Origin of the sequence: Haliea sp. E1-2-M8 (assembly GCF_030649675.1) — a bacterium.
Taxonomy (GTDB): Bacteria; Pseudomonadota; Gammaproteobacteria; order Pseudomonadales; family Halieaceae; genus Haliea.
Map to the genome: position 1 here is coordinate 1 of NZ_JAUTDR010000034.1, position 25222 is coordinate 25222.

The 25222-nt window shown below is 63.2% G+C and carries 24 protein-coding genes and 3 tRNA genes; 6 read left to right on the top strand and 21 right to left on the bottom strand.

What is annotated here, in order from left to right; translation table 11 throughout:
* Nucleotides 1-168 precede the first annotated feature (168 nt).
* The 4 genes from Q6D67_RS19550 to Q6D67_RS19565 all read right to left on the bottom strand — a co-directional run bounded on the left by Q6D67_RS19550 (nucleotide 169) and on the right by Q6D67_RS19565 (nucleotide 2843).
* Nucleotides 169-256: transfer RNA gene (locus tag Q6D67_RS19550), tRNA-Ser, on the bottom strand.
* Nucleotides 257-330: 74 nt separating this feature from the next.
* Nucleotides 331-1146, bottom strand: a complete 816-nt coding sequence (gene queF / locus Q6D67_RS19555; protein ID WP_304707359.1) for an NADPH-dependent 7-cyano-7-deazaguanine reductase QueF — start codon at nucleotides 1144-1146, stop codon at nucleotides 331-333.
* A gap of 9 nt (nucleotides 1147-1155) precedes the next feature.
* Nucleotides 1156-1929 carry an ABC transporter permease gene (locus Q6D67_RS19560; protein ID WP_304707360.1) on the bottom strand — a complete coding sequence of 258 codons (774 nt, stop codon included), beginning with the start codon at nucleotides 1927-1929 and terminating at the stop codon, nucleotides 1156-1158.
* On the bottom strand, nucleotides 1926-2843 hold the full coding sequence (locus Q6D67_RS19565; protein WP_304707361.1) for an ABC transporter ATP-binding protein: 918 nt from the start codon (nucleotides 2841-2843) through the stop codon (nucleotides 1926-1928). Before Q6D67_RS19565 ends, Q6D67_RS19560 begins: the two co-directional genes overlap by 4 nt.
* A 71-nt stretch (nucleotides 2844-2914) precedes the next feature.
* Between Q6D67_RS19565 and Q6D67_RS19570 the strand changes: the two genes are divergently transcribed.
* The 3 genes from Q6D67_RS19570 (at nucleotide 2915) to Q6D67_RS19580 (ending at nucleotide 3566) form a co-directional block, all read left to right on the top strand.
* Entirely contained in the window at nucleotides 2915-3292 is a 378-nt protein-coding gene (locus Q6D67_RS19570; protein ID WP_304707362.1) for a PA2817 family protein, read from the top strand.
* Between the two features lie 83 nt (nucleotides 3293-3375).
* A tRNA-Glu gene (locus Q6D67_RS19575) sits at nucleotides 3376-3451 on the top strand.
* 39 nt (nucleotides 3452-3490) lie between these two features.
* Nucleotides 3491-3566, top strand: a tRNA-Gly gene (locus Q6D67_RS19580).
* 134 nt (nucleotides 3567-3700) lie between these two features.
* On the opposite strand, the gene Q6D67_RS19585 is transcribed toward Q6D67_RS19580, so the two are convergent.
* The 5 genes from Q6D67_RS19585 to Q6D67_RS19605 are packed head-to-tail and all read right to left on the bottom strand — an operon-like array spanning nucleotide 3701 to nucleotide 6710.
* A complete protein-coding gene (locus tag Q6D67_RS19585; RefSeq protein WP_304707363.1) occupies nucleotides 3701-4837 on the bottom strand; it encodes a 4-phosphoerythronate dehydrogenase in 1137 nt (378 codons plus the stop codon).
* Nucleotides 4834-5412 carry an elongation factor P hydroxylase gene (locus Q6D67_RS19590; RefSeq protein WP_304707364.1) on the bottom strand — a complete coding sequence of 193 codons (579 nt, stop codon included), beginning with the start codon at nucleotides 5410-5412 and terminating at the stop codon, nucleotides 4834-4836. Before Q6D67_RS19590 ends, Q6D67_RS19585 begins: the two co-directional genes overlap by 4 nt.
* Nucleotides 5413-5418: 6 nt before the next feature.
* Nucleotides 5419-5655: a sulfurtransferase TusA gene (gene tusA, locus Q6D67_RS19595; RefSeq protein ID WP_304707365.1), complete on the bottom strand. Its 237-nt coding sequence runs from the start codon at nucleotides 5653-5655 to the stop codon at nucleotides 5419-5421.
* Nucleotides 5655-5909 carry a YheU family protein gene (locus Q6D67_RS19600; RefSeq protein ID WP_304707366.1) on the bottom strand — a complete coding sequence of 85 codons (255 nt, stop codon included), beginning with the start codon at nucleotides 5907-5909 and terminating at the stop codon, nucleotides 5655-5657. The genes tusA and Q6D67_RS19600 overlap by 1 nt, the downstream gene beginning before the upstream one ends.
* 3 nt (nucleotides 5910-5912) lie before the next feature.
* Nucleotides 5913-6710 carry a class I SAM-dependent methyltransferase gene (locus Q6D67_RS19605; RefSeq protein WP_304707367.1) on the bottom strand — a complete coding sequence of 266 codons (798 nt, stop codon included), beginning with the start codon at nucleotides 6708-6710 and terminating at the stop codon, nucleotides 5913-5915.
* 71 nt (nucleotides 6711-6781) lie between these two features.
* Here Q6D67_RS19605 and Q6D67_RS19610 point away from each other — a divergent pair, with 71 nt between their 5' ends.
* Nucleotides 6782-7303, top strand: coding sequence for a glycine cleavage system protein R (locus tag Q6D67_RS19610; RefSeq protein WP_304707368.1), 522 nt, complete (start codon nucleotides 6782-6784; stop codon nucleotides 7301-7303).
* 12 nt (nucleotides 7304-7315) lie between these two features.
* Here Q6D67_RS19610 and Q6D67_RS19615 read toward each other — a convergent pair whose 3' ends face one another.
* From Q6D67_RS19615 to prmB, 3 genes are read right to left on the bottom strand one after another with little or no spacing between them, the layout of a single operon-like run.
* On the bottom strand, nucleotides 7316-7534 hold the full coding sequence (locus Q6D67_RS19615) for a hypothetical protein (protein ID WP_304707369.1): 219 nt from the start codon (nucleotides 7532-7534) through the stop codon (nucleotides 7316-7318).
* Between the two features lie 9 nt (nucleotides 7535-7543).
* Nucleotides 7544-8650 carry a chorismate synthase gene (gene aroC, locus Q6D67_RS19620; RefSeq protein WP_304707370.1) on the bottom strand — a complete coding sequence of 369 codons (1107 nt, stop codon included), beginning with the start codon at nucleotides 8648-8650 and terminating at the stop codon, nucleotides 7544-7546.
* 37 nt (nucleotides 8651-8687) lie between these two features.
* Nucleotides 8688-9608 (bottom strand): 50S ribosomal protein L3 N(5)-glutamine methyltransferase, encoded by a 921-nt coding sequence (gene prmB, locus Q6D67_RS19625; RefSeq protein ID WP_304707371.1) that lies wholly within the window; start codon nucleotides 9606-9608, stop codon nucleotides 8688-8690.
* Between the two features lie 194 nt (nucleotides 9609-9802).
* Here prmB and folE point away from each other — a divergent pair, with 194 nt between their 5' ends.
* Nucleotides 9803-10351: a GTP cyclohydrolase I FolE gene (gene folE / locus Q6D67_RS19630; RefSeq protein WP_304707372.1), complete on the top strand. Its 549-nt coding sequence runs from the start codon at nucleotides 9803-9805 to the stop codon at nucleotides 10349-10351.
* 30 nt (nucleotides 10352-10381) lie between these two features.
* Here folE and Q6D67_RS19635 read toward each other — a convergent pair whose 3' ends face one another.
* Entirely contained in the window at nucleotides 10382-10924 is a 543-nt protein-coding gene (locus Q6D67_RS19635; protein WP_304707373.1) for a DUF4892 domain-containing protein, read from the bottom strand.
* 135 nt (nucleotides 10925-11059) lie between these two features.
* On the bottom strand, nucleotides 11060-12979 hold the full coding sequence (gene htpG / locus Q6D67_RS19640) for a molecular chaperone HtpG (RefSeq protein ID WP_304707374.1): 1920 nt from the start codon (nucleotides 12977-12979) through the stop codon (nucleotides 11060-11062).
* 125 nt (nucleotides 12980-13104) lie between these two features.
* Here htpG and Q6D67_RS19645 point away from each other — a divergent pair, with 125 nt between their 5' ends.
* Complete coding sequence (locus tag Q6D67_RS19645) at nucleotides 13105-14637, top strand: alpha/beta hydrolase domain-containing protein (RefSeq protein WP_304707375.1); 1533 nt, start codon at nucleotides 13105-13107, stop codon at nucleotides 14635-14637.
* A 234-nt stretch (nucleotides 14638-14871) separates the two neighbouring features.
* On the opposite strand, the gene sucD is transcribed toward Q6D67_RS19645, so the two are convergent.
* The 7 genes from sucD to sdhA all read right to left on the bottom strand — a co-directional run bounded on the left by sucD (nucleotide 14872) and on the right by sdhA (nucleotide 25219).
* Nucleotides 14872-15747, bottom strand: coding sequence for a succinate--CoA ligase subunit alpha (gene sucD, locus Q6D67_RS19650; RefSeq protein WP_304707376.1), 876 nt, complete (start codon nucleotides 15745-15747; stop codon nucleotides 14872-14874).
* Between the two features lies 1 nt (nucleotide 15748).
* On the bottom strand, nucleotides 15749-16918 hold the full coding sequence (gene sucC, locus Q6D67_RS19655; RefSeq protein WP_304707377.1) for an ADP-forming succinate--CoA ligase subunit beta: 1170 nt from the start codon (nucleotides 16916-16918) through the stop codon (nucleotides 15749-15751).
* A gap of 109 nt (nucleotides 16919-17027) precedes the next feature.
* Nucleotides 17028-18467: a dihydrolipoyl dehydrogenase gene (gene lpdA / locus Q6D67_RS19660; protein WP_304707378.1), complete on the bottom strand. Its 1440-nt coding sequence runs from the start codon at nucleotides 18465-18467 to the stop codon at nucleotides 17028-17030.
* Nucleotides 18468-18490: 23 nt separating this feature from the next.
* Nucleotides 18491-19771, bottom strand: coding sequence for a 2-oxoglutarate dehydrogenase complex dihydrolipoyllysine-residue succinyltransferase (gene odhB / locus Q6D67_RS19665; protein ID WP_304707379.1), 1281 nt, complete (start codon nucleotides 19769-19771; stop codon nucleotides 18491-18493).
* 20 nt (nucleotides 19772-19791) lie between these two features.
* Entirely contained in the window at nucleotides 19792-22650 is a 2859-nt protein-coding gene (locus Q6D67_RS19670; protein WP_304707395.1) for a 2-oxoglutarate dehydrogenase E1 component, read from the bottom strand.
* Between the two features lie 61 nt (nucleotides 22651-22711).
* Nucleotides 22712-23416 (bottom strand): succinate dehydrogenase iron-sulfur subunit, encoded by a 705-nt coding sequence (locus Q6D67_RS19675; protein ID WP_304707380.1) that lies wholly within the window; start codon nucleotides 23414-23416, stop codon nucleotides 22712-22714.
* Between the two features lie 30 nt (nucleotides 23417-23446).
* Entirely contained in the window at nucleotides 23447-25219 is a 1773-nt protein-coding gene (gene sdhA, locus Q6D67_RS19680) for a succinate dehydrogenase flavoprotein subunit (protein ID WP_304707381.1), read from the bottom strand.
* Nucleotides 25220-25222 lie beyond the last annotated feature (3 nt).

Genomic DNA, 25222 nt, shown 5'->3' on the forward strand with positions numbered 1-25222 from the left:
TGACCATTCGGAGGGTGCAGCTTGCACAGTTCAGGGCGGCGTTGGCAGGGCGTAGATTATTTTGCGCTTACCTTGAAGTTACCCGGATGGCATCATCAACCGGGTTTAGTGAAAACCGGCCCATCCCCCGTTAATTGGGTAGAGCCGTTATTGTTTTTAAAGATGTAGTGGCGGTGAGGGAGAGATTCGAACTCTCGAACGGTTGCCCGTTACACACTTTCCAGGCGTGCGCCTTCGACCACTCGGCCACCTCACCGTAAGGGCGCGAATCTTACCACAAACGCTGGCCGTTACCAGTCCCGGGAGGGACTTTCACGTTGAATTACCGGCCTACTGCCGCGCCAGCCGCAACCAGGGCGGCTGGCCGCCGCCGCTGCTGCGGAAGGGGTTGATGTCGAGACCGCCGCGGCGGGTGTAAAAGGCCTGCAGATGCAGAAACTCCGGGCGGCAGCGCTGCTGGATGTCGCGAAAGATACGCTCGACGCACTGCTCGTGAAACTCCTGATGTTCACGGTAGGCGAGGATATAGCTGAGCAGCGCAGCGTGGTCCAGGGCCGGTCCGCGGTAGTGCAGCCACAGGGTGGCCCAGTCGGGCTGGCCGGTGACCGGGCACAGGGAGCGCAGCAGATGGCTGTAGAGCTGCTCTTCGACCAGCGAGGCAGGGTCGCATTGCAGCATGGCGGCGTCGGGCTCGCGGCGGGGCCAACGGCCGAAAGCGCTGTCTATGCACTCGCCGCTGGGCTGGCCGGGGGCGATAGCCGGGTCATCGGGATCAAACACCGCCAGGCCCACCTCCGCCCCCACAGCAGCGCTGACGTCCCTGACGATACAGGCCAGAGCGGCAGTATCGTCATCGAACACCAGGTTGTTGAGTGAGTTCAGGTACAGTTTGAAGGACTTCGATTCCACCAGATTGGGGGTACTGGCCGGGATGCTGAAGCGCCCGACGCGCACCTGGGCCTTGTCATCACTGTCCAGCCAGGACAACTCATAGGCGTGCCAGATATCCGCCCCCTCGAAGGGCAGCGGTTCAGGCAAAGCCAGTGCTTCGCGGGCCTCGCGCCGGGGAATCGGGAACAGCAGCTCCGGCGCATAGTGGTTGACCACCGGCACCTGCTTGCCCAGCAGCAAATCATCCCTGTTCACGGCCAAGGCCTACTGCCGCAGGCGCTTGCCGGAATTCAGCAGGTGCATGCTGTAGAACCAGGCGAGTGCCGTGAAGAAGGTGATCATCCCGAAGGCGAAACCCAGGCTGACATCGGACACGCCCAGCACCCCGTAGCGGAAGGCGTTTACCACGTACACCAGCGGGTTCAGTTTGGACACATTGGCCCAGAACTCCGGCAGCAGGTCCATGGAGTAGAACACGCCGCCGAGGTAGATCAGCGGGGTCAGCACGAACGTCGGGATAATAGAGATGTCGTCAAAGTTGTTGGCGTAGACGGCATTGATAAAGCCTGCCAGCGCAAACAGGATAGAGGTCATCAGCACGATTATCACTACCACGAAAAAATTGTGCATGTGCAGCTGGGTGAAGAACAGTGACACGATAGTGACGATGATCGCCACCAGCAGGCCGCGGGTGACCCCACCGATGACATAGCCCAGCAAGATAACGTAGTTGGGCGTCGGCGACACCAGCAGTTCTTCCACGCTGTGGTTGAACTTGGAGCCAAAAAAGGACGACACCACGTTGGAGTAGGAGTTGGTGACGATGGCCATCATGATCAGGCCGGGCACCACAAACTGCATGTAGGTGAAGCCGCCCATGTCGCCGATGCGGGAGCCAATCAGGGAGCCGAAGATCACGAAATACAGGGACATGGTGATCGCCGAGGGCAGCAGGGTCTGGGTCCAGATCCGCAGGTAGCGCTTGATCTCCTTGCGCAGGATGGTCATAAGCGCAATGTACTGTTCACGCAGGCTCATGCGGCGCCCTCCACCAAATTCACAAACATTTCCTCGAGGCGATTGGCGCGGTTGCGCATGCTGCTGATCCTGATGTTGGCCTGGTTGAGACCGGCAAACACTTCGTTGATGTGCTGCCCTTTCTCGACTTCGATTTCCAGGGTGTTGTCGTCCACGCGACGGACGCTGAAGCCATCGACGACCACCGACTCCGGCAGCGCGTCCACCGCATCGAAGATGAACACCTCCCGGTGCAGGCGCCGCAACAGGTCGCGGATGGAAGTGTGCTCGACAATTTTGCCATGATTGATGATGGCGATATTGCGGCACAGCGCCTCGGCCTCTTCCAGGTAGTGCGTGGTGAGGATGATAGTGGTGCCCTCGCTGTTGAGTTTCTTGAGGAAATCCCACATCGAGCGGCGCATTTCAATATCGACGCCGGCGGTGGGCTCGTCGAGGATCAGCAGCCGCGGCTGGTGCACCAGGGCGCGGGCGATCAGCAGGCGCCGCTTCATGCCCCCGGACATCATCCGGGAAGGCACATCGCGTTTGTCCCACAGGCCCAGCTCACGCAGATACTTCTCGGCGCGCTGCATCGCCAGATCCCGGTGCATCCCGTAGTAACCGGCCTGGTTGACGACAATGTCAAAGGCCGTCTCGAACATGTTGAAGTTGAATTCCTGCGGCACAATGCCGATATTTTTCTTGGCGCCGGCGAAATCGACGTCAATGTCGTAGTCGTATACCGCCACCCGGCCGCTGGTCTTGGACACCAGGGAGCAAATGATGCCGATGGTGGTGGACTTGCCGGCGCCGTTGGGGCCAAGCAGGGCAAAGAAATCGCCCTGCTGCACTTCCAGGCTTATGCCCTTGAGCGCCTGCAGGCCGCTGCCGTAATCCTTGGTGAGATTTTCGATCGTCAGTGCTGGTATCATGCAGCCTCGTTGCAACTACGGGAAAATGAAAGCCCGCTATTGTACCCGCAATCGACGCGCCGAACGAGACAATGGACGACACCCAATACCTGCAACACTGCCGCGGACTGTGGCATGAATTCGCCAGCACCCTGGCCCGACGTACAACTGCACTGGATGAGCAGGACCCGCTGCGCCTGCTGGCGGAGGAGTTCCTGGCCCTGCCCGAGGCGGACCTGTACCGCGATGGTGCGGCTCTGGCCCTGCGCCTGTTCAGCCACCACCCGGAGTTCGCCCCCACCTTCCCCCGCAGCCTGCTCTGGTTCCTCGGCGGCGATTGCCTGCATGTGATGACCGATGAAGAAATCGCCACCTTCCAGGCCCTGGACGAGGAGCGCCTGGCAGCAGCAGAGCGCGGTGACACCTTTGCCTACCGGGCTGAGGCAAGCGCCCGCCTGCGGCTGCCGTGATTTCGCGCTAAAAAACCGCCCCCGGGTATTGACGCGCTTCGGCTCACTACCTAAAATGCGCGCCTCTCGATTGAGACCTTTGCGTCCCCTTCGTCTAGTGGCCTAGGACACTGCCCTTTCACGGCGGTAACAGGGGTTCGAACCCCCTAGGGGACGCCACTCAATTGAGACAGTGCTACACTGCTTCCAGAACGACCCGCGGGAATAGCTCAGTTGGTAGAGCGCAACCTTGCCAAGGTTGAGGTCGCCGGTTCGAACCCGGTTTCCCGCTCCATCTCAATGCACCGCTCCATCTAATCCACCACCACCGCCCCCAGCGCCCGCACCAGCGGCTCTTGCTCCCTGTTCGTCACTCGCACCCTGCTCCCCGCCAGCTCCCGCCGCAAGGGNCTCAATGCACCGCTCCATCTAATCCACCACCACCGCCCCCAGCGCCCGCACCAGCGGCTCTTGCTCCCTGTTCGTCACTCGCACCCTGCTCCCCGCCAGCTCCCGCCGCAAGGGGTATTCCCTGCGCAGCCGATCGAAGGCCGCCCGGGCCTCGGCCTCCGCCACCCCCAACACTGCCTCGCGCAGACGCCGGTCGTCCGCCGCCAGGTCGTAGCGTAGCCCGCACAGATGGCGCAGCAGTTCCACGCCCGCCAGCTCCGGAGGCAGGTCGAACACCGGCACCGCCATACCGGGCCCCACCGGCGCGGATTCCAGCCCCAACTGATCCTCCAGCGCCTGCGCCAGCATGCGGGTCGCAGCCAGCTTCGCATCGTGGCTATAGCCAGCGATATGCGGGGTCCCGAACTGTACCCGCTCCAGCAGCGGCGGCGGCACCTGCGGCTCGAACTCCCAGACATCCAGCACGCAGTGGGGCGCGTTCGCCTGCTGCAGACGCGCCAGCAGAACGTCGTTGGCCAGCACCGGTCCGCGGCTGGCATTGATCAGCAGCTGCTCCCGCCGCAGCGTCGCCAGCGCCTCCGGCCCCAGCAGGTGGTGGCTGGGCCAGGGCTCGGCAGTGGTGAGCGATGGATGCAGGGAGAGCACATCGCAAGCCAGGACCTCGTCCAGGCTTGCGGGGACAGCCAGGGCACTCTGGTCCAGCCAGGGGTCGCAGTGCAGGCTAGCAATACCCAGGGCCCGCAAGCGCAGCGCCAGCAGGCTGCCGACATGGCCGCAGCCAACGATCCCGACCCGGCCACCGGCCAGCAGCCGCTCCAGGCAATTGTCTACCGCCGCGATGGCGGCGAGCACATATTCCACCACGGAGTTGGCATTGGCGCCCGGGGCGGCGGCAAAACCGATGCCGCTGCGCTGCAGCCAGGGGAGGTCGATATGGTCCACACCCGCGGTGGCGGTACCGACAAAGCGTACCGGAGTGCCGGCGAGCAGCTCCGCGTCGACCCGGCTGACGGAGCGCACCAACAACACGTCAACCTCCGCCAGTTGCGCGGCCTGCAGACCGCGACCTTCAACAGTGCGAACAGTGCCCAGGTGCCCGAAGCAGTCCTGCACGGCGGGGATATTGCGGTCGGCGAGGATGCGCAGCGCGCTCAAGTCAGGGCGTCCGGGGTGAACAACTCGGGAGTCAGGCGGGTAGCGAGCCCGAATTCCGCCTGCAACGCGGCATGGAACTGCCGGGCGCGGGGCGGCAGGCCTTGTCTGGCCCGGCGCCGGGCTTCCCGGCATACCGCCGCCTTGAAGGCACTGTGATCCGCGGGCGTCCCCCGCTCAGCGGCAAGATTGTCGGTACTGACCTGAAAGCGGTAGCCGCAGGCGATGGCGAAGCACCACTCAAGGGCCTGGGGCGCCACTTCAACCGACTCGAAGGCGGCCTGCTGGTCCGCGTTGCGCCCCTCCGGCGCGTACCAGTAGCCGAAGTCGGGCAGCAGGCGTCGCGCGGGGCCGGCGATGCACCAGTGCGCCACCTCGTGCAGGGCGCTGGCAAAGAAATCCTCTCGATACCAGAGCCGGTGGGGGTCGCCAGGGTTGGTCGCCGGCGCGTACAAGGGCTCCCCGGCGCCGCCACACAGCAAGGTGTTTTCCGAGCCTGCAAAACAGGCGTCGAACACCCGCTGCAGGCGGCCAGAACAGAAGGGATCAGAGATCGCAGCGTTTGCCAGTGAAATCACCGGGGCCTAGGCCCCCCTGCGCAGCAGAAACAGGATCTCCCCGCCCTCTTCCGCCTGCTGCAGCAGGTCGTGGCCGAGAAAGCTGCAGAACCGGGGAATATCGCGCAGGGTAGTGGGATCGGTAGCAATCACACAGAGGGTTTCCCCCGCGGCGAGATCGCGGACACGGCCGTGCAGCAACATCACCGGCTCCGGGCAATACAGGCCGGTAACATCCAGTTCATGGTCCGCATCAAAGCGCATCAGCCGATGGTCTCACCTGCCAGCAAGGCCCGGGCCATATCCCGGGACACCAGGTCCCAGGTCTCGCTGTCACTATCGTAGAGCAGACGCATGTCACCGCTATCCAGCTGCCGCCGCAGCTGGGCCACCTTCTGTTCCAGGCTCAGCTCGCGATCGCCATAGTCGGTGCCGTCCCGGCTGGCAAACTCCTCCAGCAAGCCGGCCAGCACATCCGGTGCCAGCCGCGCCAGCGGAATGTCCAACAGATCAGCCAAGGCTCACTCCGGCTTGATAAAGCGGAGGGTCATGCGGTCACTTTCGCCAATGGCTTCGAATTTGTCGCGGCCTTCATCGCCACCGCGCAGGGACGGAGGCAGTGACCAGACACCGTCGGGATGATCCGCAGTGTCTTTGGGGTTGGCGTTGATCTCGCTGGAGGCGTCAAGGGTGAAACCCGCCTTCTCGGCGGCGGCGATCACATGGGCCTCGGTCACATAGCCATTCTTGGCCATGACCTCGGGATCATCGCCGGCCTTGGCACGGTGCTGCACCAGCCCCAGCACACCACCCGGCTTGAGGGCGGTATAGGCCGCCGCCAGGGTGCCATCAAGACTGTCCGTTCCCATCCAGCTGTGTACGTTGCGGAAGGCCAGTACCAGGTCGGCGGAACCCGCCGGAGCCACGGTAGTCTCAGCCGGCGGCGCCAGCGAGGTCACCACAACCGGACCATACAGCTTGTGGTCGCCCGCCAGCTTCTGCAGAAAGCCCCCAAGGGCGTTGCGGTAGTATGGGCTGCCCGCTGCATTGGGGCTGAAGTGGGCGGCGTAGAGCTTGCCGCTGTCCGCTACCAGCGGCGCCAGCACCTCGGTGTACCAGCCGCCACCCGGGGACAACTCGACTACGGTCATACCTTCCTCGATGCCAAAGAACTCCAGGGTCTCGCGGGGGTGGCGCGACGTATCCCGGGCCTTGTTCGCGTCAGCACGCTGGGGGCCGTTGAGGGCGCTGTCCCAGTCGAGTTCGGCGTGCGCAGGCGCTATGGCCAGGGCCAGTAACAGTGCAACAATATATTTCATGGTGCTTTCCTTCTGCCTCGTGAGGATGCGAGTTAATATACGGGCTGCGGCAGCGAATGTGGAGCCCGATCGTGAAAACTTCTTTTATCGTAACCTTTATCGGCGATGACCGTCCCGGGCTTGTCCAGGAATTGTCCAGTGCCATTGAGCGCTGCGGCGGCAACTGGCATGAAAGCCGCTTGTCCCAGCTCGGCGGCAAGTTCGCCGGCCTGGTACTGGTATCGCTGCCGGAGGACGCCGATGAGGCGCTGCAGCAGGCCCTCAAGAGCCTGGACAGCAGTGGAATCAGTGTCCGCGTCACCCCCGCCTCTGCGATACCCGTGTGCGGCGAAGGGCGCCGGGTCACCCTGGCGGTATTGGGGCCGGACCGCCCGGGCATCGTGCGCGAGATTTCCCGCGCGCTGGCGGCAGAGCAGGTCAATGTAATCGAGATGGAGAGTGGGGTCAGCAGCGCGCCGATGAGTGGCGAGCCACTGTTTCGGGCGGATATCCTGGCCGAAATTCCGCAGTCCGCGTCCATGGATGCCCTCGAGGACGCCCTGGAGGCGATCGCCGAGGAAATGACGCTGGAGATCGATCTCGGCGGCGTTTAGGTATAGCCCCGCTCAGTCACGCTTCAGCAGGCGCCGCAGCAGGATCCACAGGACAGCGGCGCCGGCGGCGGCCAGAATCAACACAGCCACCACCGCCAGGGTCTGCAGAAACAGCTCCCAGAGCCTCTCCAGCGGCACCTCGAAGGTGTCCACCGCCCCCCACACCAACACCCCCATGGCGAGCACGCCGAGAATGAGGGTGCGAACATGGCGTCTTCTGCGCTTCGCCACCGGCCGCACTCAGTGCCCCGGCGCCGCGCCGGGAATGACCGGCGTAGCGCAGACGACATCCATGTTCTGGCCGCGATGGCGCAGCACATGGTCCAGCAGGACGATGGCCAGCATGGCTTCCGCAATCGGGGTGGCGCGGATACCGACACAGGGATCGTGGCGGCCGTGGGTAGCCATCTCCATGGCCGCACCGGATGTATCGATGGTGGCGCCGGGCTGGCGAATACTGGAGGTGGGCTTGAGCGCCAGGCTGACGGTGATGTCCTGGCCGCTGGAGATCCCGCCCAGCACGCCGCCGGCGTTATTGCCGGTAAAGCCTGCCGGCGTCAGCAGGTCGCGATGTTCGCTGCCCTGCTGCTCAACTACCGCGAAACCGGCGCCGACCTCGACGCCCTTGACCGCATTGATGCCCATCATCGCGTGGGCGATATCGGCGTCCAGACGGTCAAACACTGGCTCGCCCAGCCCCGGCATGACCCCGCTGGCGACCACGTTGATACGCGCACCGATGGAGTCGCCGCGCTTGTTGAGCCCCGCCATATACTCTTCCATCACCGCCACCTGGGCAGGGTCCGGGCAGAAAAAGGGGTTCTGTTCCACCGTATCCCAGTCCAGCGTTTCGGCCCGTATTGGACCCAGCTGGGCGAGATAGCCGCGCACCAGAATGCCGTAGCGCTGGAGCAGGAATTTCTTGGCGATGGCGCCGGCGGCCACCCGCATGGCGGTTTCCCGGGCCGAGGAGCGGCCGCCTCCGCGGTAGTCGCGGAAGCCGTATTTCTGCTGGTAGGTGTAGTCCGCATGGGCTGGACGAAAGGTGTTGGCAATCTCGGAATAGTCCTTCGAGCGCTGGTCGGTGTTCATGATCAGCAGGCCGATAGAGGTGCCCGTGGTTTTGCCATCGAACACGCCGGACAGGATCTGCACTTCGTCGGCCTCGCGGCGCTGGGTGGTGTACCGTGACGTCCCGGGCTTGCGCCGATCAAGGTCCCGCTGCAGGTCCTCCACCGACAGTTCCACGCCCGGAGGGCACCCGTCGACGATACAGCCAAGGGCCGGGCCGTGGCTTTCGCCGAAGCTGGTCACCGTGAACAGCTTGCCGATGGTATTGCCTGACATGGTGCGATGACCTCCGCCAAAAACGCCGCAGTATACGCTATCCGCGCAGGCTTGAACGGTTTTCCCGCAGCTCCCGCGCGGTCAGGGCAAACACCCCGTGGCCGCCGTGCTCGAATTCCAGCCAGGTAAAGGGCACGGCCGGGAACGCCGCTTCCAGCGCCTCCTGGCTGTTGCCCACTTCCACCACCAGGAGACCCGTCGGTTGCAGGTAATCTTCTGCGGCCGCGAGCAGGCGGCGAGTGAGGTCGAGTCCGTCGACTCCAGACTCCAGGGCCAGGGCCGGCTCGTGGCGATACTCCGCCGGCATGCCCGCAAGGTCACCCGCGTCGACATAGGGCGGATTGCTGACGATGATGTCGTAGAGCTCCCCGGGCACGGCTGCAAACAGGTCAGACTGCAGCACCCTTACCCGGGCTTCCAGACCGAGCTCGGCGACGTTCTCCGCCGCCAGGGCGAGTGCATCGGAGTCCAGGTCCAGCAGGTCCACTCGAGCGTCAGGCAGGTACCAGGCGCTGGCGAGACCGATGCAACCGCCGCCGCAGCAAAGATCCAGGATGCGCTCCGGGCCGGGGCCCGCGTACCAGGGCTGGAAGCCCGCCAGCACCAGCTCGGCGATGGGTGAGCGGGGAATGATGGCGCGAGCGTCACAGCGCAGGGGCAGGCCGGCAAAAAACGCTTTCCCGGTGAGATAAGGCAGGGGGATGCGCTCTGCTATGCGCCGGTGCAGCAGACTGGCCATCTGCACCGCCTGCTCGCGGGTAACGGGGTGAGGCAGCGCGCTGTTGTCGCTGTCGGCGGGGAGCCCCACCACCGCCAGCACCAATTGCACCGCCTCGTCCCAGGGGTTGTCGGTACCGTGGCCGTAGTACAGGTCCGCCGCATCCAGCGCGGCGGCAACCTGGTCCAGAGCCTCGCCGACAGAGGTAACACAGTGCAGTTGTTCGTGTGTTGTGGTCATGTGCAGTAGTCACGGAGGTCAGTGATTGCTTTGCGCAACAGGAGTCTTCACATTGTAGCATCGCTCGGAGAGCACAGTGCGAGGTCTCGGCCTTCAGGGCTCCGAGGATACTCCGCCGCTGTTTGCCTTGCACAGACGCGATTGCTACTATCGCCAACCCGCTCCGAAGCGGCGGTAATTTCAGGAGACACGGCGTGGACCAGCACTGGGCAAAGATCATCGAGGCGATTGGCGAAGACCTGTCGCGACCCGGCCTGGCGGACACGCCCAAGCGCGCCGCCAAGGCTTTCGAGTTCCTCACTCACGGCTACCAGCAATCGGTGGAGGAAGTCGTCAACGATGCCCTGTTTCCCTCCGACTCCAGCGAAATGGTCCTGGTGCAGGATGTGGAGATGTATTCGCTGTGTGAGCACCACCTGCTCCCCTTCATCGGCAAATGCCACGTGGCCTACATCCCTACGGGCAAGGTGCTGGGACTGTCCAAAGTAGCGCGCATCGTCGACGTGTTTGCCCGCCGCCTGCAGATCCAGGAGTCTCTTACCATGCAGATCGCCCAGACCATCATGGAGGTGACCGAGGCCGAGGGTGTGGGAGTGATCATTGAGGCCCAGCACATGTGCATGATGATGCGCGGGGTGGAGAAACAGAACTCGCTTATGAAGACCTCGGCGATGCTGGGCAGCTTCCGCAGCGAACAGAAAACCCGCGACGAGTTCCTGTCCCTGCTGCAGCTGCGCCGCTGACTTCGACACCGCGCAGCCGCGCGGCACAGCTCACTGCCCCGGCGGCAGCTTAAGCAAATCCACGTGCAGGTACTGGCGGTCAGTGGTGCGCGCACCGCTGTACAACACGACCCGGAACTCGCCGGCCGCGCTGCTCACCGCATAAACCCGATAGCGCTGCTCTTCGGCGCGGCCATAGAGGATGCGCTGGTTGAAGACGCGACTGGCCCACTGGGCGGCGGAACCGCAGGCGCGGGCGTTACAGGAAAAAAGCACCTCCGCCCCCGCGAGCAGCAATGCCGCTTCCAGACCCGCGAGGACCTCGCGCGCGGCGAAGCCGTCAATGATCTGCCAGGTCTCGCGCCTGAGCTCGCCATCCAACCGTTCGCTGCTGCGAAAAATCCAGTCACCGTCGGACTTCTGCATGGGACCCAGCCCGATCTCGTGATCGCGTACGGTTTCCGACTTGCTGGCAACCGACACGGCGTGAGGGTAGTTCTCCAGTTCCTGCAGCAGAGCCGCCGGATCATAGGCCGCCTCTTCCGCCAGCGCAAAGCTGCCCATCGCCAGAAACGCGCTCAGCAGAAGCTGCATGGTACGCCTGATAAAGGCCCGGTTAATCAACGACTCCTCCTTGTGGGTGCACTGCGGCAGGATTCCCACACCACACCCGCCGAGGACACCGACGCGGCGTGATCGTGGCGCAGGCGCCCGCTGTCCTCATTACTTTCAGCCCTTGCTCAGCTGCAGCAACAGGGCATTGAGCTTGGTGACAAAGCTGGCGGGATCCTCCAACTGGCCACCCTCGGCCAGTGTAGCCTGATCCACCACGATGTGGGCGAGGTCGGCGAAGCGCTCTTCGTCCGCCTCGGTATCCAGCATCTTCAGCAGGGGATGGCCGGGGTTGATCTCCAGGATCGGCTTGCTCTCGGGCACGGGCTGGCCTGCGGCCTCGAGGATACGCCGCATCTGGGCGCCGATATCGTGATCGCCCACCACCAGGCAAGCCGGAGACTCGGTGAGTCGTGCCGAGGGCCGCACCTCGGAGACCTTGTCCTCGAGCACCTTGCTCAGCCGCTCGACCAGACCTTCGCTGTCCTTCTTCAGCTTCTCCTGCTCGGCTTTGCCCTCCTCGGAGTCGTCCTCCAGATCCAGGGCACCGCGGGCGACATCCTGCAGCTTCTTGCCGTCAAACTCCTGCAGCTGGTTCATCAGCCAGTCGTCGACGCGGTCGCTGAGCAGCAACACCTCGATCCCTTTCTTGCGGAATACTTCCAGATGCGGGCTCTTGCGCGCGGTGTTGAAGTTCTCCGCGACCACGTAGTAGATCTTGTCCTGGCCCTCCTGCATGCGGCTGATGTAGTCCTCCAGGGACTGGTCCTGCTCCTCCTTGTCGGTATGAGTGGTAGCAAAGCGCAGCAGCCTGGCGATCTTCTCCTTGTTGGCGAAATCCTCCGCCGGGCCTTCCTTCAACACCTGGCCAAATTCTTTCCAGAACGTCGCGTACTCTTCCCCGCCTTTCTTCGCGAGCTTTGTCAGCATGTCCAGTACGCGCTTGGTCACAGCCCCGCGCATGGCGTCCACGGTGCTGTCCTGCTGCAGGATTTCACGGGACACATTGAGCGGCAGGTCACTGGAATCCACTACACCCTTGACGAAGCGCAGGTACAGCGGCAGGAACTGTTCCGCATCGTCCATGATGAAAGTGCGCTGCACGTAGAGCTTCAGACCGCGGGCCATGTCACGGTTCCAGAGGTCGAAAGGCGCGCGCCTGGGAATGTACAACAGGCTGGTGTATTCCTGCTTGCCCTCGACCTTGTTGTGGCTCCAACTCAGGGGTTCGTCGAAGTCATGGGAAATGTGCTGGTAGAACGCCTTGTATTCCTCGTCGCTGATTTCGGTGCGGGGGCGGGTCCACAGGGCCGTGGCCTCGTTCACGGCCTGGTACTCGGGCTGCGGGGCCTCGGCGCCCTCCTCTGCATCCTCGGCAGCGGGTTTCGCCGCCTCCAGCATCATTACTGGCACCGAGATATGGTCAGAGTATTTCTTGATAACGCTGCGCACACGCCAGTCATCGGCGAATTCACCGCAATCCTTTTTCAGGAACAGGGTGATGCTGGTGCCGCGGCTGTCCTTGGCCCGGCCCTCAATGGAAAACTCGGACTCACCGTGGGATTCCCACAAAACGCCCGTGTCCGCTGACTGACCAGCTTTGCGGGTAAGGACTTCGACCCGGTCTGCGACAATGAACGCAGAGTAGAAGCCGACGCCGAACTGGCCGATCAGTTGCGAGTCTTTCCTCTGGTCCCCGGTGAGATTTTGCAGGAACGCGGCGGTGCCGGACTTGGCGATGGTGCCGAGGTTGTCGATCACCTCGTCGCGAGTCATGCCGATGCCGTTGTCACTGATGGTGATGGTATTCGCCTCCTTGTCAACGTCGACGTGAATCGCGTAGTCGCTCTGCCCTTCCAGCAGTGACTCATCTGCAAGCGCCGCAAAGCGCAACTTGTCGATGGCGTCAGAAGCGTTGGAAATCAGCTCCCGCAGGAAGATTTCCTTGTTGCTGTACAGGGAGTGGATCATCAGGTGCAGCAACTGCCGGGCCTCGGTTTGAAAGCCCAGGGTTTCTTTTTTCACATCCGCAGTCATGGTTCCCTCGCGTGTCTTGGCTGGTGTTGAGAGTTTTTTACACAAGTTGCAAAGGTGGGGTCGGAATGGTGGTATTTCAAGTCAGACTACTGCATATTAGTCTCATAACAGCACGGAGCAATGCGATGAAATTACCCCGCCACCACCTCGGCCTTGCCCTCGGCCTGACCGCCATTCTGCTCGCGGCCTGCAGCGACAGCAGCGATCGCACACCGGCGGCGCCAGAACCCGAGCCACCGCCGCCACCGCCCGCCCCCACCTACCTGCCCATCGCGCAGCCAGAGGTGACGGATCCGCCGGACGCAGGGGGTTTGTTCCTGCTCTCGACCACCTTCGACCTGGCTGATGTGGGCTACCAACAGCGCGAATTCTTCCTCTCCGGCGAAGCCACGGCCTTCCGCAATGTCGGCGAGCTGGGCACGGATGGCGCCTGGGAGGTGGAGACCGCAGAGACCGCGACCTATCGCACCAGGGTCGTGGTCTATCAGCCGCTGGATGCGGCCGATTTCAGCGGCACCGTGCTGGTGGAGTGGCTAAACGTCACCGCCGGCTTCGATACCGGCCCCTCCTACGGTTCGGCCCACGTCGAGATCCTGCGCCAGGGCCATGTCTGGGTGGGGGTTTCCACCCAGCGTGTGGGCATTGAGGGCGCCGAAACCCCGGTGGCCCCGCTGCACCTGAAAGCGGCAAATCCCGAGCGCTATGAATCGCTCGATCACCCCGGAGACAGTTTTTCCTACGACATGTTTTCCCAGGCTGCCCAGGCCCTGCGCGAACCCGGCAACGCAAACCTGCTGGAGGGTCTCGAGGTCGAGCGCCTGATCGCCGTGGGTGAGTCCCAGTCCGCGTTCCGGCTGGTCACCTACATCAACGCGGTGCACCCGCTATACAACACTTTCGATGGCTACCTCGTCCACAGCCGCGGCGACGGCTCAGCGGCACTGACGCAGTCCCCGCTGGAGCCCATCGGGACGCCGGAGAGCGTACTGATCCGGGACGACCTCAACGTGCCCGTGTTCAACTTCCAGACCGAAACCGATGTCTTCCTGCTCGGCTCTATCACCGAGCGCCAGCCGGACACCGACCGCTTCCGCCTCTGGGAAGTAGCCGGCACCGCCCACGGCGACTACTACTCCTTCATCATCGGCCGCGAGGACACCGGCGAGGATCCACGCTTTCTGCTGGTGGACGAAGCCAACGGTATCCCCGGCTTCCTGAGCTGCGCCCGCCCGGTCAATGCCGGCCCCATGGCCTGGACCCTCAGCGCCGCCCTGCGGGCCCTGGTCACCTGGGTCCGCGACGGTACCGCGCCACCCACGGCCGAGCGTCTGGCGGTAGATGATGCTAGCAGCGCGTTCCTCAAGGACGACCTCGGCAATGTCCTCGGCGGCGTACGCACGCCCTGGGTCGACGCACCGGTAGCCACACTCTCCGGCGAAGGCCAGGAAGGCGACCGCCTGTGCTTCCTGTTCGGCACCACCGTACTCTTCGACGCCGCGCAAATGGCCTCCCTCTACGTCGACCAGGCCGGCTACGAAGCCGCCGTCTCCGAGGCCCTGGACGAAGCCATCGCCGGCGGCTTCCTGCTCCAAGAAGACGCCGATCGCATCCGCGCGGTAGCGCCGCTGCAGTGGCAGTCGCAGGTGCCTGGCGAATAGGCTGAGGAACCAGGCATCGCTCGATAGCGAGGTCTCTGCCTCGGGTCGGGCCTTTGGAGACCGTTGAGCGCATGGATGCGCGATACGAGCCTACATGGATGTACTTGCGGCGAGTCTCCAAAGGCCCGACCCGAGGCAGGGACCGCCTTACGAAGTCCCCTGTCTTTCCAGAACTTTGCTCCCAGGCATAAAAAAGCCCGCACTAGGCGGGCTTTCGTTCGAGCACTGAAGAATTTACTTCCAGCCGGTGACTTCAGCAAGACCGTTGCCGATCTCCGCCAGGCTGCGCACGGTTTTGACGCCGGCATCTTCCAGCGCGGCGAACTTCTCGTCCGCTGTGCCCTTGCCGCCAGAGATGATGGCACCGGCGTGGCCCATGCGTTTGCCCTTGGGCGCAGTGACGCCGGCAATGTAGGACACCACCGGCTTGCTGACGTTGGCCTTGATGTAGGCCGCTGCCTCTTCCTCGGCAGTGCCGCCAATCTCACCGATCATGACGATGGCTTCGGTGGCCGGGTCCTTCTCGAACATCGCCAGGATGTCGATGAAGTTGGAACCCGGGATCGGGTCACCGCCGATGCCGACACAGGTAGACTGGCCGAAACCGGAGTCGGTGGTCTGCTTGACCGCCTCGTAGGTCAGGGTTCCGGAGCGGGAGACGATGCCTACCTTGCCCGGCAGGTGAATGTGACCGGGCATGATGCCGATCTTGCACTCGCCGGGGGTGATGACGCCGGGGCAGTTGGGGCCGATCAGGCGCACACCCAGTTCGTCGCACTTGACCTTGGCATCCAGCATGTCCAGGGTCGGGATGCCCTCGGTGATGCACACGATCAGCTTCACCCCGCTGTTGGCGGCCTCCAGAATGGAATCCTTGCAGAAGGGGGCAGGTACATAGATCACCGAAGCATCGGCGCCGGTCTTTTCGACCGCCTCGGCCACCGTGTTGAACACGGGCAGGTCCAGATGCTGCTGGCCGCCCTTGCCCGGGGTCACGCCGCCCACCATCTTGGTGCCGTAGGCAATCGCCTGTTCGGAATGGAAGGTGCCCTGGGAGCCGGTGAAGCCCTGGCAGATTACCTTGGTGTTCTTGTCGATCAGGATACTCATCTCAGGCTACTCCTCCGGCTGCTTTGACGACCTGCTGGGCAGCATCTGTGAGGCTGGTGGCAGCAATAATATTCAGTCCACTGTCTGCCAGGACCTTGCGCCCCAGCTCTGCGTTGTTGCCTTCCAGGCGCACGACCACAGGCACTTCCACGCCGATCTCCTGCACCGCGCCAATGACGCCGTCGGCGATCAGGTCACAGCGCACGATGCCGCCGAAGATGTTGATCAGTACGGCTTTCACATTGGCGTCGGAGAGGATGATCTTGAACGCCTCGGAAACGCGCTCCTTGGTGGCACCGCCGCCCACGTCGAGGAAGTTGGCCGGGGAACCGCCGTGCAGCTTGACGATGTCCATGGTGCCCATGGCCAGGCCAGCGCCGTTCACCATGCAGCCGATATTGCCGTCCAGGGCCACGTAGTTCAGCTCCCACTTGGCGGCGAGGGCCTCGCGGGCATCTTCCTGGGAGGGGTCGTGCATTTCGCGCAGCTTGGGCTGGCGATAGAGCGCATTGCCGTCAACGCCCAGCTTGGCATCCAGGCAGTGCAGGTTGCCCTGCTCGGTGATGACCAGCGGATTGACCTCGATCAGCGCCAGGTCCTTGTCCTTGAACAGCTGCGCCAGGCCCATGAAGATCTTCACGAACTGCTTGATCTGCTCGCCTTCGAGACCGAGCTTGAACGCCAGGTCACGGCCCTGGTAGGGCTGTGCGCCCACCAACGGGTCGATGATGGCACGCAGGATTTTCTCCGGGGTCTCCTCCGCAACCTTCTCGATCTCCACACCGCCCTCGGTGGACGCCATGAAGACGACGCGACGGGTCGCACGATCCACCACCGCGCCCAGATACAGCTCCTCGGCGATATCGGTGCAGGTCTCTACCAGGATCTTGCTGACCGGCTGGCCGTTCTCGTCGGTCTGGTAGGTGACCAGATTCTGACCCAGCCACTTGGCGGCGAAGTCGCGGATTTCGTCCATGGTCTTGACCAGCTTGACACCGCCAGCCTTGCCGCGGCCACCGGCGTGAACCTGGGCCTTGACCACCCACATATCACCGCCGATGGTTTCCGCCGCCTTGACTGCCTCATCCGGCGAGTCGACAGCGTAGCCTTTGGATACGGGCAAGCCGTACTCGGCAAACAGCTGTTTGCCCTGATACTCATGAAGGTTCATGCTTTGTCCTGTGTTTTGCGTTACTTACTGGAGTGGGCGCAAGCACCCACACCCCCCAGTGCCTCGTCTGCGCAAGTATTGATTTTATGCGCGCGCGACCGGGCAAAGTTTACTTACGAGGCTTGCGATTGGCGATGTGAATGGCGTGGCCATGCACCGCCAGGGCAGCTTCGTGTACGGCTTCCGACAGCGTCGGATGACCGAATACGGTAAGCGCCAGATCCTCGGAACTGGCGCCGAATTCCATCGCGATGACTACCTGCTGTACCAGGTCCGCGGCCGAGGGGCCGACGATGTGGCAGCCCAGGATACGGTCGGTCTCGGCGTCGGCGATAATCTTGACCATGCCGTCGGTGTCGTTCGCCGCCAGGGCGCGGCCGCTGGCGGTAAAGGGGAATACCCCGGCCTTGAAGTCGACACCGTCGGATTTGAGCTCCTGCTCGGTGCGGCCTACAGCAGCCACCTCCGGGTGGGTGTAGATCACCGACGGAATGCAGTCGTAGTTGAGCTGGGCCTTCTTGCCGGCGATTCGCTCGGCAACCATGACTCCTTCTTCCGAGCCCTTGTGGGCCAGCATCGGGCCGCGCACCACATCGCCCACGGCGTAGACATGCGGTGCCTCTGTGGCGCAGTAGTCATTGACGTAGATGAAGCCACGCTCATCGAGGTTGACGCCGCAGTCCGTGGCCAGCAGGTCCTCCGTTCGCGGCCTGCGGCCGACAGAGACGACAAGGCGATCGAACACCTCGACGTGCTCACCATCACCATTGCTGAACGTTACCTCAACCTTGCCGTCCTTTACTTCCGCACCGGTCACCCGGGTGCTCAGGCGGATATCGAGGCCCTGCTTGCGGAAGATCTTTCCCGCTTCTTTGGCGATCTGCGTGTCCATCATCGGCAACAGTTCGTCCAGGGCCTCCAGCATCACCACTTCGGATCCGAGACGGGCCCAGACACTGCCCAGTTCAAGGCCAATGACACCGGCGCCAATAACGCCCAGCCGCTTGGGTACCTCCGCGAACTCCAACGCACCGGTGGAATCGACTATGTACTCGTTGTCCACCGGCGCCGGTGGAATCGCGATAGGCACGGAGCCGGCAGCGATGATGATATTGCCCGCCTCCACCACATTGACCTTGCCGTCCTTGTCCGTCACCTCGACCTTGCAGCCCGCCAGCACCTTGCCGCGGCCCTGAATACTGGTGACGCCGTTGTGCTTGAACAGGCCGGTGATACCGCCGGTCAGCTGGTCCACGATCTTGGTCTTGCGCGCCATCATGGCGGCGATATCCATGGTCGGCTTTTTGATGCCGATCCCGTGCAGGCCGAAGTGGTCGCGGGCCTCGACAAACTTCTGGCTGCTGTCGAGCAGCGCCTTGGACGGAATGCAGCCGACGTTGAGGCAGGTGCCGCCGAGACGGATCTTGCCGTCGTCGTCCAGCCACTGCTCCACGCAGGCAGTGGACAGGCCCAGCTGGGCCGCCTTGATAGCCGCCACGTAGCCGCCGGGGCCTGAGCCAATTACTACCACATCGTATTTGTCAGCCATTAGTTATCCCAATTCCGTTGTGTTTACAGTTGCAGCAGGATGCGCGCCGGGTCTTCAATCAGGTCCTTGACCGCCACCAGGAACTGCACCGCAGTCTTGCCATCAATCAGGCGGTGGTCGTAGGACAGGGCCAGGTACATCATTGGCAGGATCACCACTTGCCCGTTCACCGCCATGGGCCGTTCCTGGATCTTGTGCATGCCGAGAATACCGGTCTGCGGCGGGTTGAGAATGGGCGTCGACAGCAGCGAACCAAAGACGCCGCCGTTGGTCAAGGTAAAGGTACCCCCGGTCATGTCGTCGATGGTCAGCTTGTTGTCCCGGGCGCGCAGACCGAGGTCGCGGACTGCCGCTTCGACATCTGCCAGGCTCATGAAATCCGCATCGCGCAGTACCGGCACTACCAGGCCACCGGGGGTAGACACGGCGACGCCGATATCCTGGTAGCCGTGATAGACCACGTCGTTGCCGTCGACAGACGCATTGACTTCGGGGAAGCGCTTGAGCGCCTCGCAGCAGGCCTTGACGAAAAAGCCCATGAAGCCGAGACGGGTTCCGTTGTGGGTCTTCTCGAACTGTTCCTTGTACTTTTCACGCAGGCCCATAACCGGCGCCATGTTGACCTCGTTGAAGGTGGTCAGCATGGCGGTGCCACGGGTCGCTTCCAGCAGGCGCTCGGCAATCCGCGCACGCATGCGGGTCATGGGCACACGTTTCTCCACGCGCTCGGCGGTGGGGCCCGCAGGCACTTGTGGCATCGCCGGCGCCGCGCCCTTGGGGTCGTTATCCGCCGCGGCCGGCGCAGCAGGCTGCTTCGCCGGCGCTTCCTTCATGTGCGCCAGCACGTCTTCCTTGGTCACGCGCCCGTCCTTGCCAGTGCCGGCAATCGCCGCCGGATCAAGCTTGTGCTCTTCCACCAGCTGGCGCGCCGCGGGACCCATGCGTGCTTCCGCCGCTTCCCTGGCTTTGCTGTCATGCGCTTCCGCAGTAGCATCCGCCGCCTTCTCTGCAGGTTTTTCTTGGGGCTTCTCTGTCGGCTGCTCCGCCGAGTCGCCATTGGCGGTGGCGCCTGGTTCCAGCGTCGCCAGCAACTGTGCGCTCTGGATGGTCTCGCCCTCCGCCGCGTGAATCTTGCTGATAACGCCATCCTCCGGCGCCACCACTTCCATCACCACCTTGTCGGTTTCGATCTCCAGTATCAGCTCATCGCGGGAAACCGCTTCGCCTTCCTGCTTGTGCCAGGCCGCGATTTCCCCGTCCGCTACAGATTCGGGGAAGGTCGGAGCCTTGATTTCAATCGCCATTTCGATTCCTTTGGAAAGTGCTAGCGCTGCCCGGACCCGGTGGGCCCCAGGGCATCATTGATAAATTCTTCCTGCTGCGCCAGGTGCAACGCCATATAGCCCGCTGCAGGCGAGGCGGAAGAGTCGCGCCCCACATAGCGCAGGTACACCTCCTGCTTGTGGGAAAACATTACCCGGCGCATGTGGTGCTGGCTGGAATACCAGGCACCCTGATTCTGGGGTTCTTCCTGACACCAGGCCGCATCGGTGATATTGGGATAATTGCCCAGCACCTGGAGCAGTTCCGCTTCCGGAAACGGGTAGAGCTGTTCCAGCCGGATCAGCGCGACATCTTCGATGCCGCGCTCGCGGCGAACTGCGAGCAGGTCGTAGTAGACCTTGCCGCTGCAGAGCACGACCCGCTTGACCGCGCTCTTGTCGAGAGCCTCGGTTTCATCCAGCACGTTGTGGAAACGGCCGTTGGCCAGATCTTCCAGCGAGGAAACCGCTTCCTTGTGCCGCAGCAGACTCTTCGGCGACATTACCACCAGCGGCTTGCGTAGCGGGCGGATGGCCTGGCGCCGCAGCATGTGGAATACCTGTGCCGGGGTGCTGGGCACGCAGACCTGAATATTGTGCTCCGCACACAGCTGCATGAACCGCTCGAGGCGGGCAGAAGAGTGCTCGGGGCCCTGGCCTTCGTAGCCGTGGGGCAGCAGCATGGTCAGGCCACAGAGGCGCGACCACTTGTGTTCGCCGCTGGTGATGAACTGGTCGATCACGACCTGGGCACCATTGGCGAAATCCCCAAACTGGGCCTCCCAGATCACCAGGCCCGTGGGCGAGGTGGTGGAGTAGCCATACTCAAAAGCAAGTACCGCCTCTTCCGACAACAGCGAGTCGTAGATAACAAACGGCGCCTGTTCGTCGCTGATGTGCTGCAGGGGGATGTGGCGACTGCCGTCTTTCTGGTTGTGCAGCACCGCGTGGCGGTGGGAGAAGGTGCCTCTACCGACGTCCTGGCCGGTGAGGCGCACGGGATAGCCCGCCTGCAACAGACTGGCATAGGCCAGGGTTTCCGCCGCGCCCCAGTTCAGGGCCAGGGCACCGGCGGCCATCTTGCGCCGGTCTTCAAGAATTTTGGCGACCTGGCGCTGCAGCGGAAAATTCTCCGGCGCCAGGTTGGTATCGTGAGCCAGAGTCTGCAGGGCGTGCAGGTCCATGTGGGTATCGCAGTGCAGGGTCCAGTCGTGGCCCAGATAAGGCGCCCAATCGACAAACAGGCTGGCGTTGGGCTCCGACACCAGGCCGCTTACCAGCGGCTCACCCCGATCCAGAGACTCCCGGTAGGCATTGACCAGGTACTCGTCATCCTCGGCGGTAATTACGCCCTGCTCTATCAACCGGGCCGCGTACAGATCCCGGGTCGTCTTGTGCTTGCGTATCCGCTCGTACATCAGGGGCTGGGTCACGGCGGGCTCGTCGGCTTCGTTGTGGCCGCGGCGCCGGTAGCAGATCAGGTCGATCACCACGTCGCGATTGAACGAATTGCGGAAATCCACCGCCAGATGGGTCACGAAGTGCACCGCTTCCGGATCATCCGCATTGACGTGGAAAATCGGCGCTTGAACCATCTTGGCGACATCGGTGCAGTACTCGGTGGAGCGCGCATCCTCGCGATCACTGGTAGTGAACCCGACCTGGTTGTTCAACACTATGTGCAGGGTTCCGCCGGTCTTGTAGCCCCGGGTCTGGGACATCTGGAAGGTTTCCATCACCACGCCCTGCCCGGCAAAGGCGGCGTCGCCGTGGAGCACGATCGGCACCACGGTGTCGCCCTTCGGATCCTGGCGGCGGTCCTGACGGGCGCGCACCGACCCCTCCACCACCGGGGACACGATCTCCAGGTGCGAGGGGTTGAACGCCAGCGCCAGGTGCACTTCTCCACCCGGTGTCATCACGTTGGAGGAGAAGCCCTGGTGGTATTTGACGTCACCGGACTTGTCGTAAACCGCCCTGCCCTCGAATTCTGCAAACAGATCCGAGGGATTCTTGCCGAAAATGTTGACCAGCACGTTGAGTCGACCGCGGTGGGCCATGCCAATCACGATTTCCTTGGCGCCGTAGGAGCCGCTGCGCTGCACCATCTCCGACATCATGGGGATCAGCGACTCACCGCCCTCCAGCCCAAAACGTTTGGTGCCGGGGTACTTGGAACCCAGGGATTTCTCCAGCCCCTCGGCCTTGATCAGCCGCCGCAGCAGCTGTTTGCGAACATCCGTGGAAAAATTGGGCGCGGAGCGCACAGATTCCATGCGCTGCATGATCCAGTGCCGCTGCTCGGTATCGACAATGTGCATGAACTCGGCGCCGATGGTGTGGCAGTAGGTGCGTTCCAGGGCTTCGACGATCTCACCGAGGGTTGCGTCGGCCTTGCCGATATACATGCTGCCAGTCTGGAACACGGTCTCCAGGTCCGCCGCGGACAGCTGGTGAAAGGCGAGGTCCAGGTCCGGCACATGTTCGCGCACATGCAGGCTGAGGGGGTCCAGGCTGGCCTTCTGATGGCCGCGCTGGCGATAGGCGGACACCAACTGCACCACCTTGACCTGTTTGCGCTCGTAATCGGTAGCCTGGGAATCGTGCGCCACGGTGGCTTCGGTGCGCACCCGCATCTTGCTGATCTGGGCGAAGCGGTCGCGGATCGTGGAATGGGGAATGTCCTGGATCAGGGCCGACGGCGAATCCACCCTGGGCAGTTTGTCAAAATAGTCCCGCCACTGTTCCGGGACCCCATTGGGATCCAGCAGATAGGATTCGTACAAATCCTCCACGTAGCTGGCGTTGCCGCCGGCAATATGCGAGCTCCTGCGCAGGAGCTCCATTGGACTGTCTTGCATCATGCCCTTCCGGGTTGCTTTCAGGCCGGCGGTGACCCGGCTGGTCTCACCATATGCTTGTTCAGGTTGCCCGGGTCAGCAGCATCGTGCGGATGTGGCCGATCGCGCGGGTCGGATTCAGCCCCTTGGGACACACATTGACACAGTTCTGGATGCCGTGACAACGGAACACGCTGAAGGGGTCATCCAGCCGCGACAGGCGCTCGTCGGTGGCGGTGTCGCGGCTGTCCGCCAGGAAGCGGTACGCCTGCAACAGGCCCGCCGGGCCGACAAAGCGGTCCGGGTTCCACCAGAACGAGGGGCAGCTGCTGGAACAGCAGGCACACAGTATACACTCGTAGAGACCATCCAGCTTGGCCCGGTCTTCCGGCGATTGCAGGCGCTCGATCGCGGGCGCCGGCGTATCGTTCTGCAAATAGGGCTGGATCTTTTCGTACTGGGCATAAAACAGGCTCATGTCCACGACCAGGTCGCGAATCACCGGCAGGCCCGGCAGCGGGCGGATCACCAGCTTGTTGTTCTTGACGGTGGCAGAAAGGGGGGTAATGCAGGCCAGCCCGTTCTTGCCATTGATGTTCACGCCATCGGAGCCGCACACGCCTTCGCGGCAAGACCGGCGGTAGGTCACCGAGCTGTCCTGCGCCTTGAGCTGCTCGAGCACATCCAGCACCATCAGGTCCTTGCCCTCGGTGTCGAACTGGAAATCCTGCATCCAGGGCTTCTGGTCGGTTTCCGGGTTGTAGCGATAAATACTTACTTGCAACATGCTTGTGACCTCTGGGTAGCTACGCAGCGATTAATACGTACGGGCCTTGGGCTCGAAGGTCGGTACGGTCAGCGGCTTGAAGTTCACGCCGCGCTTGCCGACCCGCTTCTCGCCCGGGTAGTACATGGAATGACACAGCCAGTTCTCATCGTCCCGCTCCTGGAAATCGTCGCGGGCGTGGGCGCCGCGGCTTTCGTTGCGGGCCTCGGCGGTAATCGCCGTGGCCTCGGCCACTTCCAGCAGGTTGTGCAACTCCAGCGCCTCGATACGGGCGGTATTGAAGGTGCTGCTTTTGTCGGGCAGGGCGGCGCCTTCGATGCGGCCGCGCAGATCCGCCAGCTTGCGAATGCCTTCCTGCATGAACTCGCCCTTGCGGAACACACCGAAGTAGTTCTGCATGATACTTTGCAACTCTTTGCGCAGGTCCGGAATCTTGTCGCTGCCGGTGGCCTCGTTGAGCTTGTTGAGCCGGGACATGCCCTGCTCGATATCCGAGGCACTGGCATCGCGCAGCTCGATCCCCTCGCGCAGCGCACTCTCGATGAACAGGCCGGAAGCGCGACCAAATACCACCAGGTCCAGCAGCGAATTGCCACCCAGGCGGTTGGCGCCATGCACGGAGACACAGGCGACCTCACCACAGGCGTACAGGCCGGGGATGATCTGGTCATTGCCTTGCGCATCCACGGTCAGGGCCTGGCCATGGACGTTGGTGGGGATGCCACCCATCATGTAATGACAGGTCGGAACCACCGGAATCGGCTCCTTCACCGGATCGACGTGGGCAAAGGTGCGCGACAGCTCACAGATGCCCGGCAGGCGCGACTCCAGCACCTCCTCGCCCAGGTGATCGAGCTTGAGCAACACGTGGTCACCCTCGGGGCCACAGCCGCGGCCCTCAAGGATCTCCAGAACCATGGAGCGCGCGACCACGTCGCGACCCGCCAGATCCTTGGCATTGGGCGCATAGCGCTCCATGAAGCGCTCGCCGTCCTTGTTGATCAGGTAGCCGCCCTCGCCGCGGCAGCCTTCGGTCACCAGGGTGCCGGCGCCATAGATACCGGTGGGGTGGAACTGCCACATCTCGATGTCCTGCACCGGGAAGCCGGCGCGCAGGGCCATGCCGATACCGTCGCCGGTGTTGATGTGGGCGTTGGTGGTCGAGGCGTAGATACGCCCGGCGCCGCCGGTGGCAAACACCGTCGCCTTGGCTTTGACGTAAACGGTCTCGCCGGTTTCCATGCAGATGGCAATCACCCCAACCACCGCGCCATCCTGGTTCTTGACCAGGTCGGTGGCGTACCACTCGTTGAAGAATACAGTCTGGTTCTTCAGATTGCCCTGGTACAGGGTGTGCAGCAGGGCGTGACCGGTACGGTCAGCTGCAGCACAGGTGCGGGCCGCCTGGGTCGGGTTGTCAGGACCCTTGGACTGGCCGCCGAAAGGGCGCTGGTAGATGCGGCCCTCTTCCGTGCGGGAGAAGGGCAGGCCCATGTGCTCCAACTCGAACACCGCCTCCGGACCGACGCTGCACATGTATTCGATGGCGTCCTGGTCGCCGATGTAGTCGGAGCCCTTGACGGTGTCGTACATGTGCCAGCGCCAGTCATCATTCGGATCGGCGCTGGCAATGGCACAGGTGATGCCGCCCTGGGCGGAAACAGTGTGGGAACGGGTCGGGAACACCTTGGAGATTACCGCGGTCTTGTAGCCTGACTGGGCCAGCTGCAGCGCGGCGCGCATGCCCGCGCCACCACCACCCACGATGACGCCGTCAAATGAAATGGTTCGCAATGCTGTCATGTC

What these genes read in the sequence shown, in the direction of transcription:
- Q6D67_RS19560 (WP_304707360.1), bottom strand. Translation starts at nt 1,929, where the DNA reads ATGAGCCTGCGTGAACAGTACATTGCGCTTATGACCATCCTGCGCAAG.
- Q6D67_RS19565 (WP_304707361.1), bottom strand. Translation starts at nt 2,843, where the DNA reads ATGATACCAGCACTGACGATCGAAAATCTCACCAAGGATTACGGCAGC.
- Q6D67_RS19570 (WP_304707362.1), top strand. Translation starts at nt 2,915, where the DNA reads ATGGACGACACCCAATACCTGCAACACTGCCGCGGACTGTGGCATGAA.
- tusA (WP_304707365.1), bottom strand. Translation starts at nt 5,655, where the DNA reads ATGCGCTTTGATGCGGACCATGAACTGGATGTTACCGGCCTGTATTGC.
- Q6D67_RS19605 (WP_304707367.1), bottom strand. Translation starts at nt 6,710, where the DNA reads ATGAAATATATTGTTGCACTGTTACTGGCCCTGGCCATAGCGCCTGCG.
- aroC (WP_304707370.1), bottom strand. Translation starts at nt 8,650, where the DNA reads ATGTCAGGCAATACCATCGGCAAGCTGTTCACGGTGACCAGCTTCGGC.
- prmB (WP_304707371.1), bottom strand. Translation starts at nt 9,608, where the DNA reads ATGACCACAACACACGAACAACTGCACTGTGTTACCTCTGTCGGCGAG.
- Q6D67_RS19635 (WP_304707373.1), bottom strand. Translation starts at nt 10,924, where the DNA reads ATGCAGCTTCTGCTGAGCGCGTTTCTGGCGATGGGCAGCTTTGCGCTG.
- htpG (WP_304707374.1), bottom strand. Translation starts at nt 12,979, where the DNA reads ATGACTGCGGATGTGAAAAAAGAAACCCTGGGCTTTCAAACCGAGGCC.
- Q6D67_RS19645 (WP_304707375.1), top strand. Translation starts at nt 13,105, where the DNA reads ATGAAATTACCCCGCCACCACCTCGGCCTTGCCCTCGGCCTGACCGCC.
- sucD (WP_304707376.1), bottom strand. Translation starts at nt 15,747, where the DNA reads ATGAGTATCCTGATCGACAAGAACACCAAGGTAATCTGCCAGGGCTTC.
- sucC (WP_304707377.1), bottom strand. Translation starts at nt 16,918, where the DNA reads ATGAACCTTCATGAGTATCAGGGCAAACAGCTGTTTGCCGAGTACGGC.
- lpdA (WP_304707378.1), bottom strand. Translation starts at nt 18,467, where the DNA reads ATGGCTGACAAATACGATGTGGTAGTAATTGGCTCAGGCCCCGGCGGC.
- odhB (WP_304707379.1), bottom strand. Translation starts at nt 19,771, where the DNA reads ATGGCGATTGAAATCAAGGCTCCGACCTTCCCCGAATCTGTAGCGGAC.
- Q6D67_RS19670 (WP_304707395.1), bottom strand. Translation starts at nt 22,650, where the DNA reads ATGCAAGACAGTCCAATGGAGCTCCTGCGCAGGAGCTCGCATATTGCC.
- Q6D67_RS19675 (WP_304707380.1), bottom strand. Translation starts at nt 23,416, where the DNA reads ATGTTGCAAGTAAGTATTTATCGCTACAACCCGGAAACCGACCAGAAG.
- sdhA (WP_304707381.1), bottom strand. Translation starts at nt 25,219, where the DNA reads ATGACAGCATTGCGAACCATTTCATTTGACGGCGTCATCGTGGGTGGT.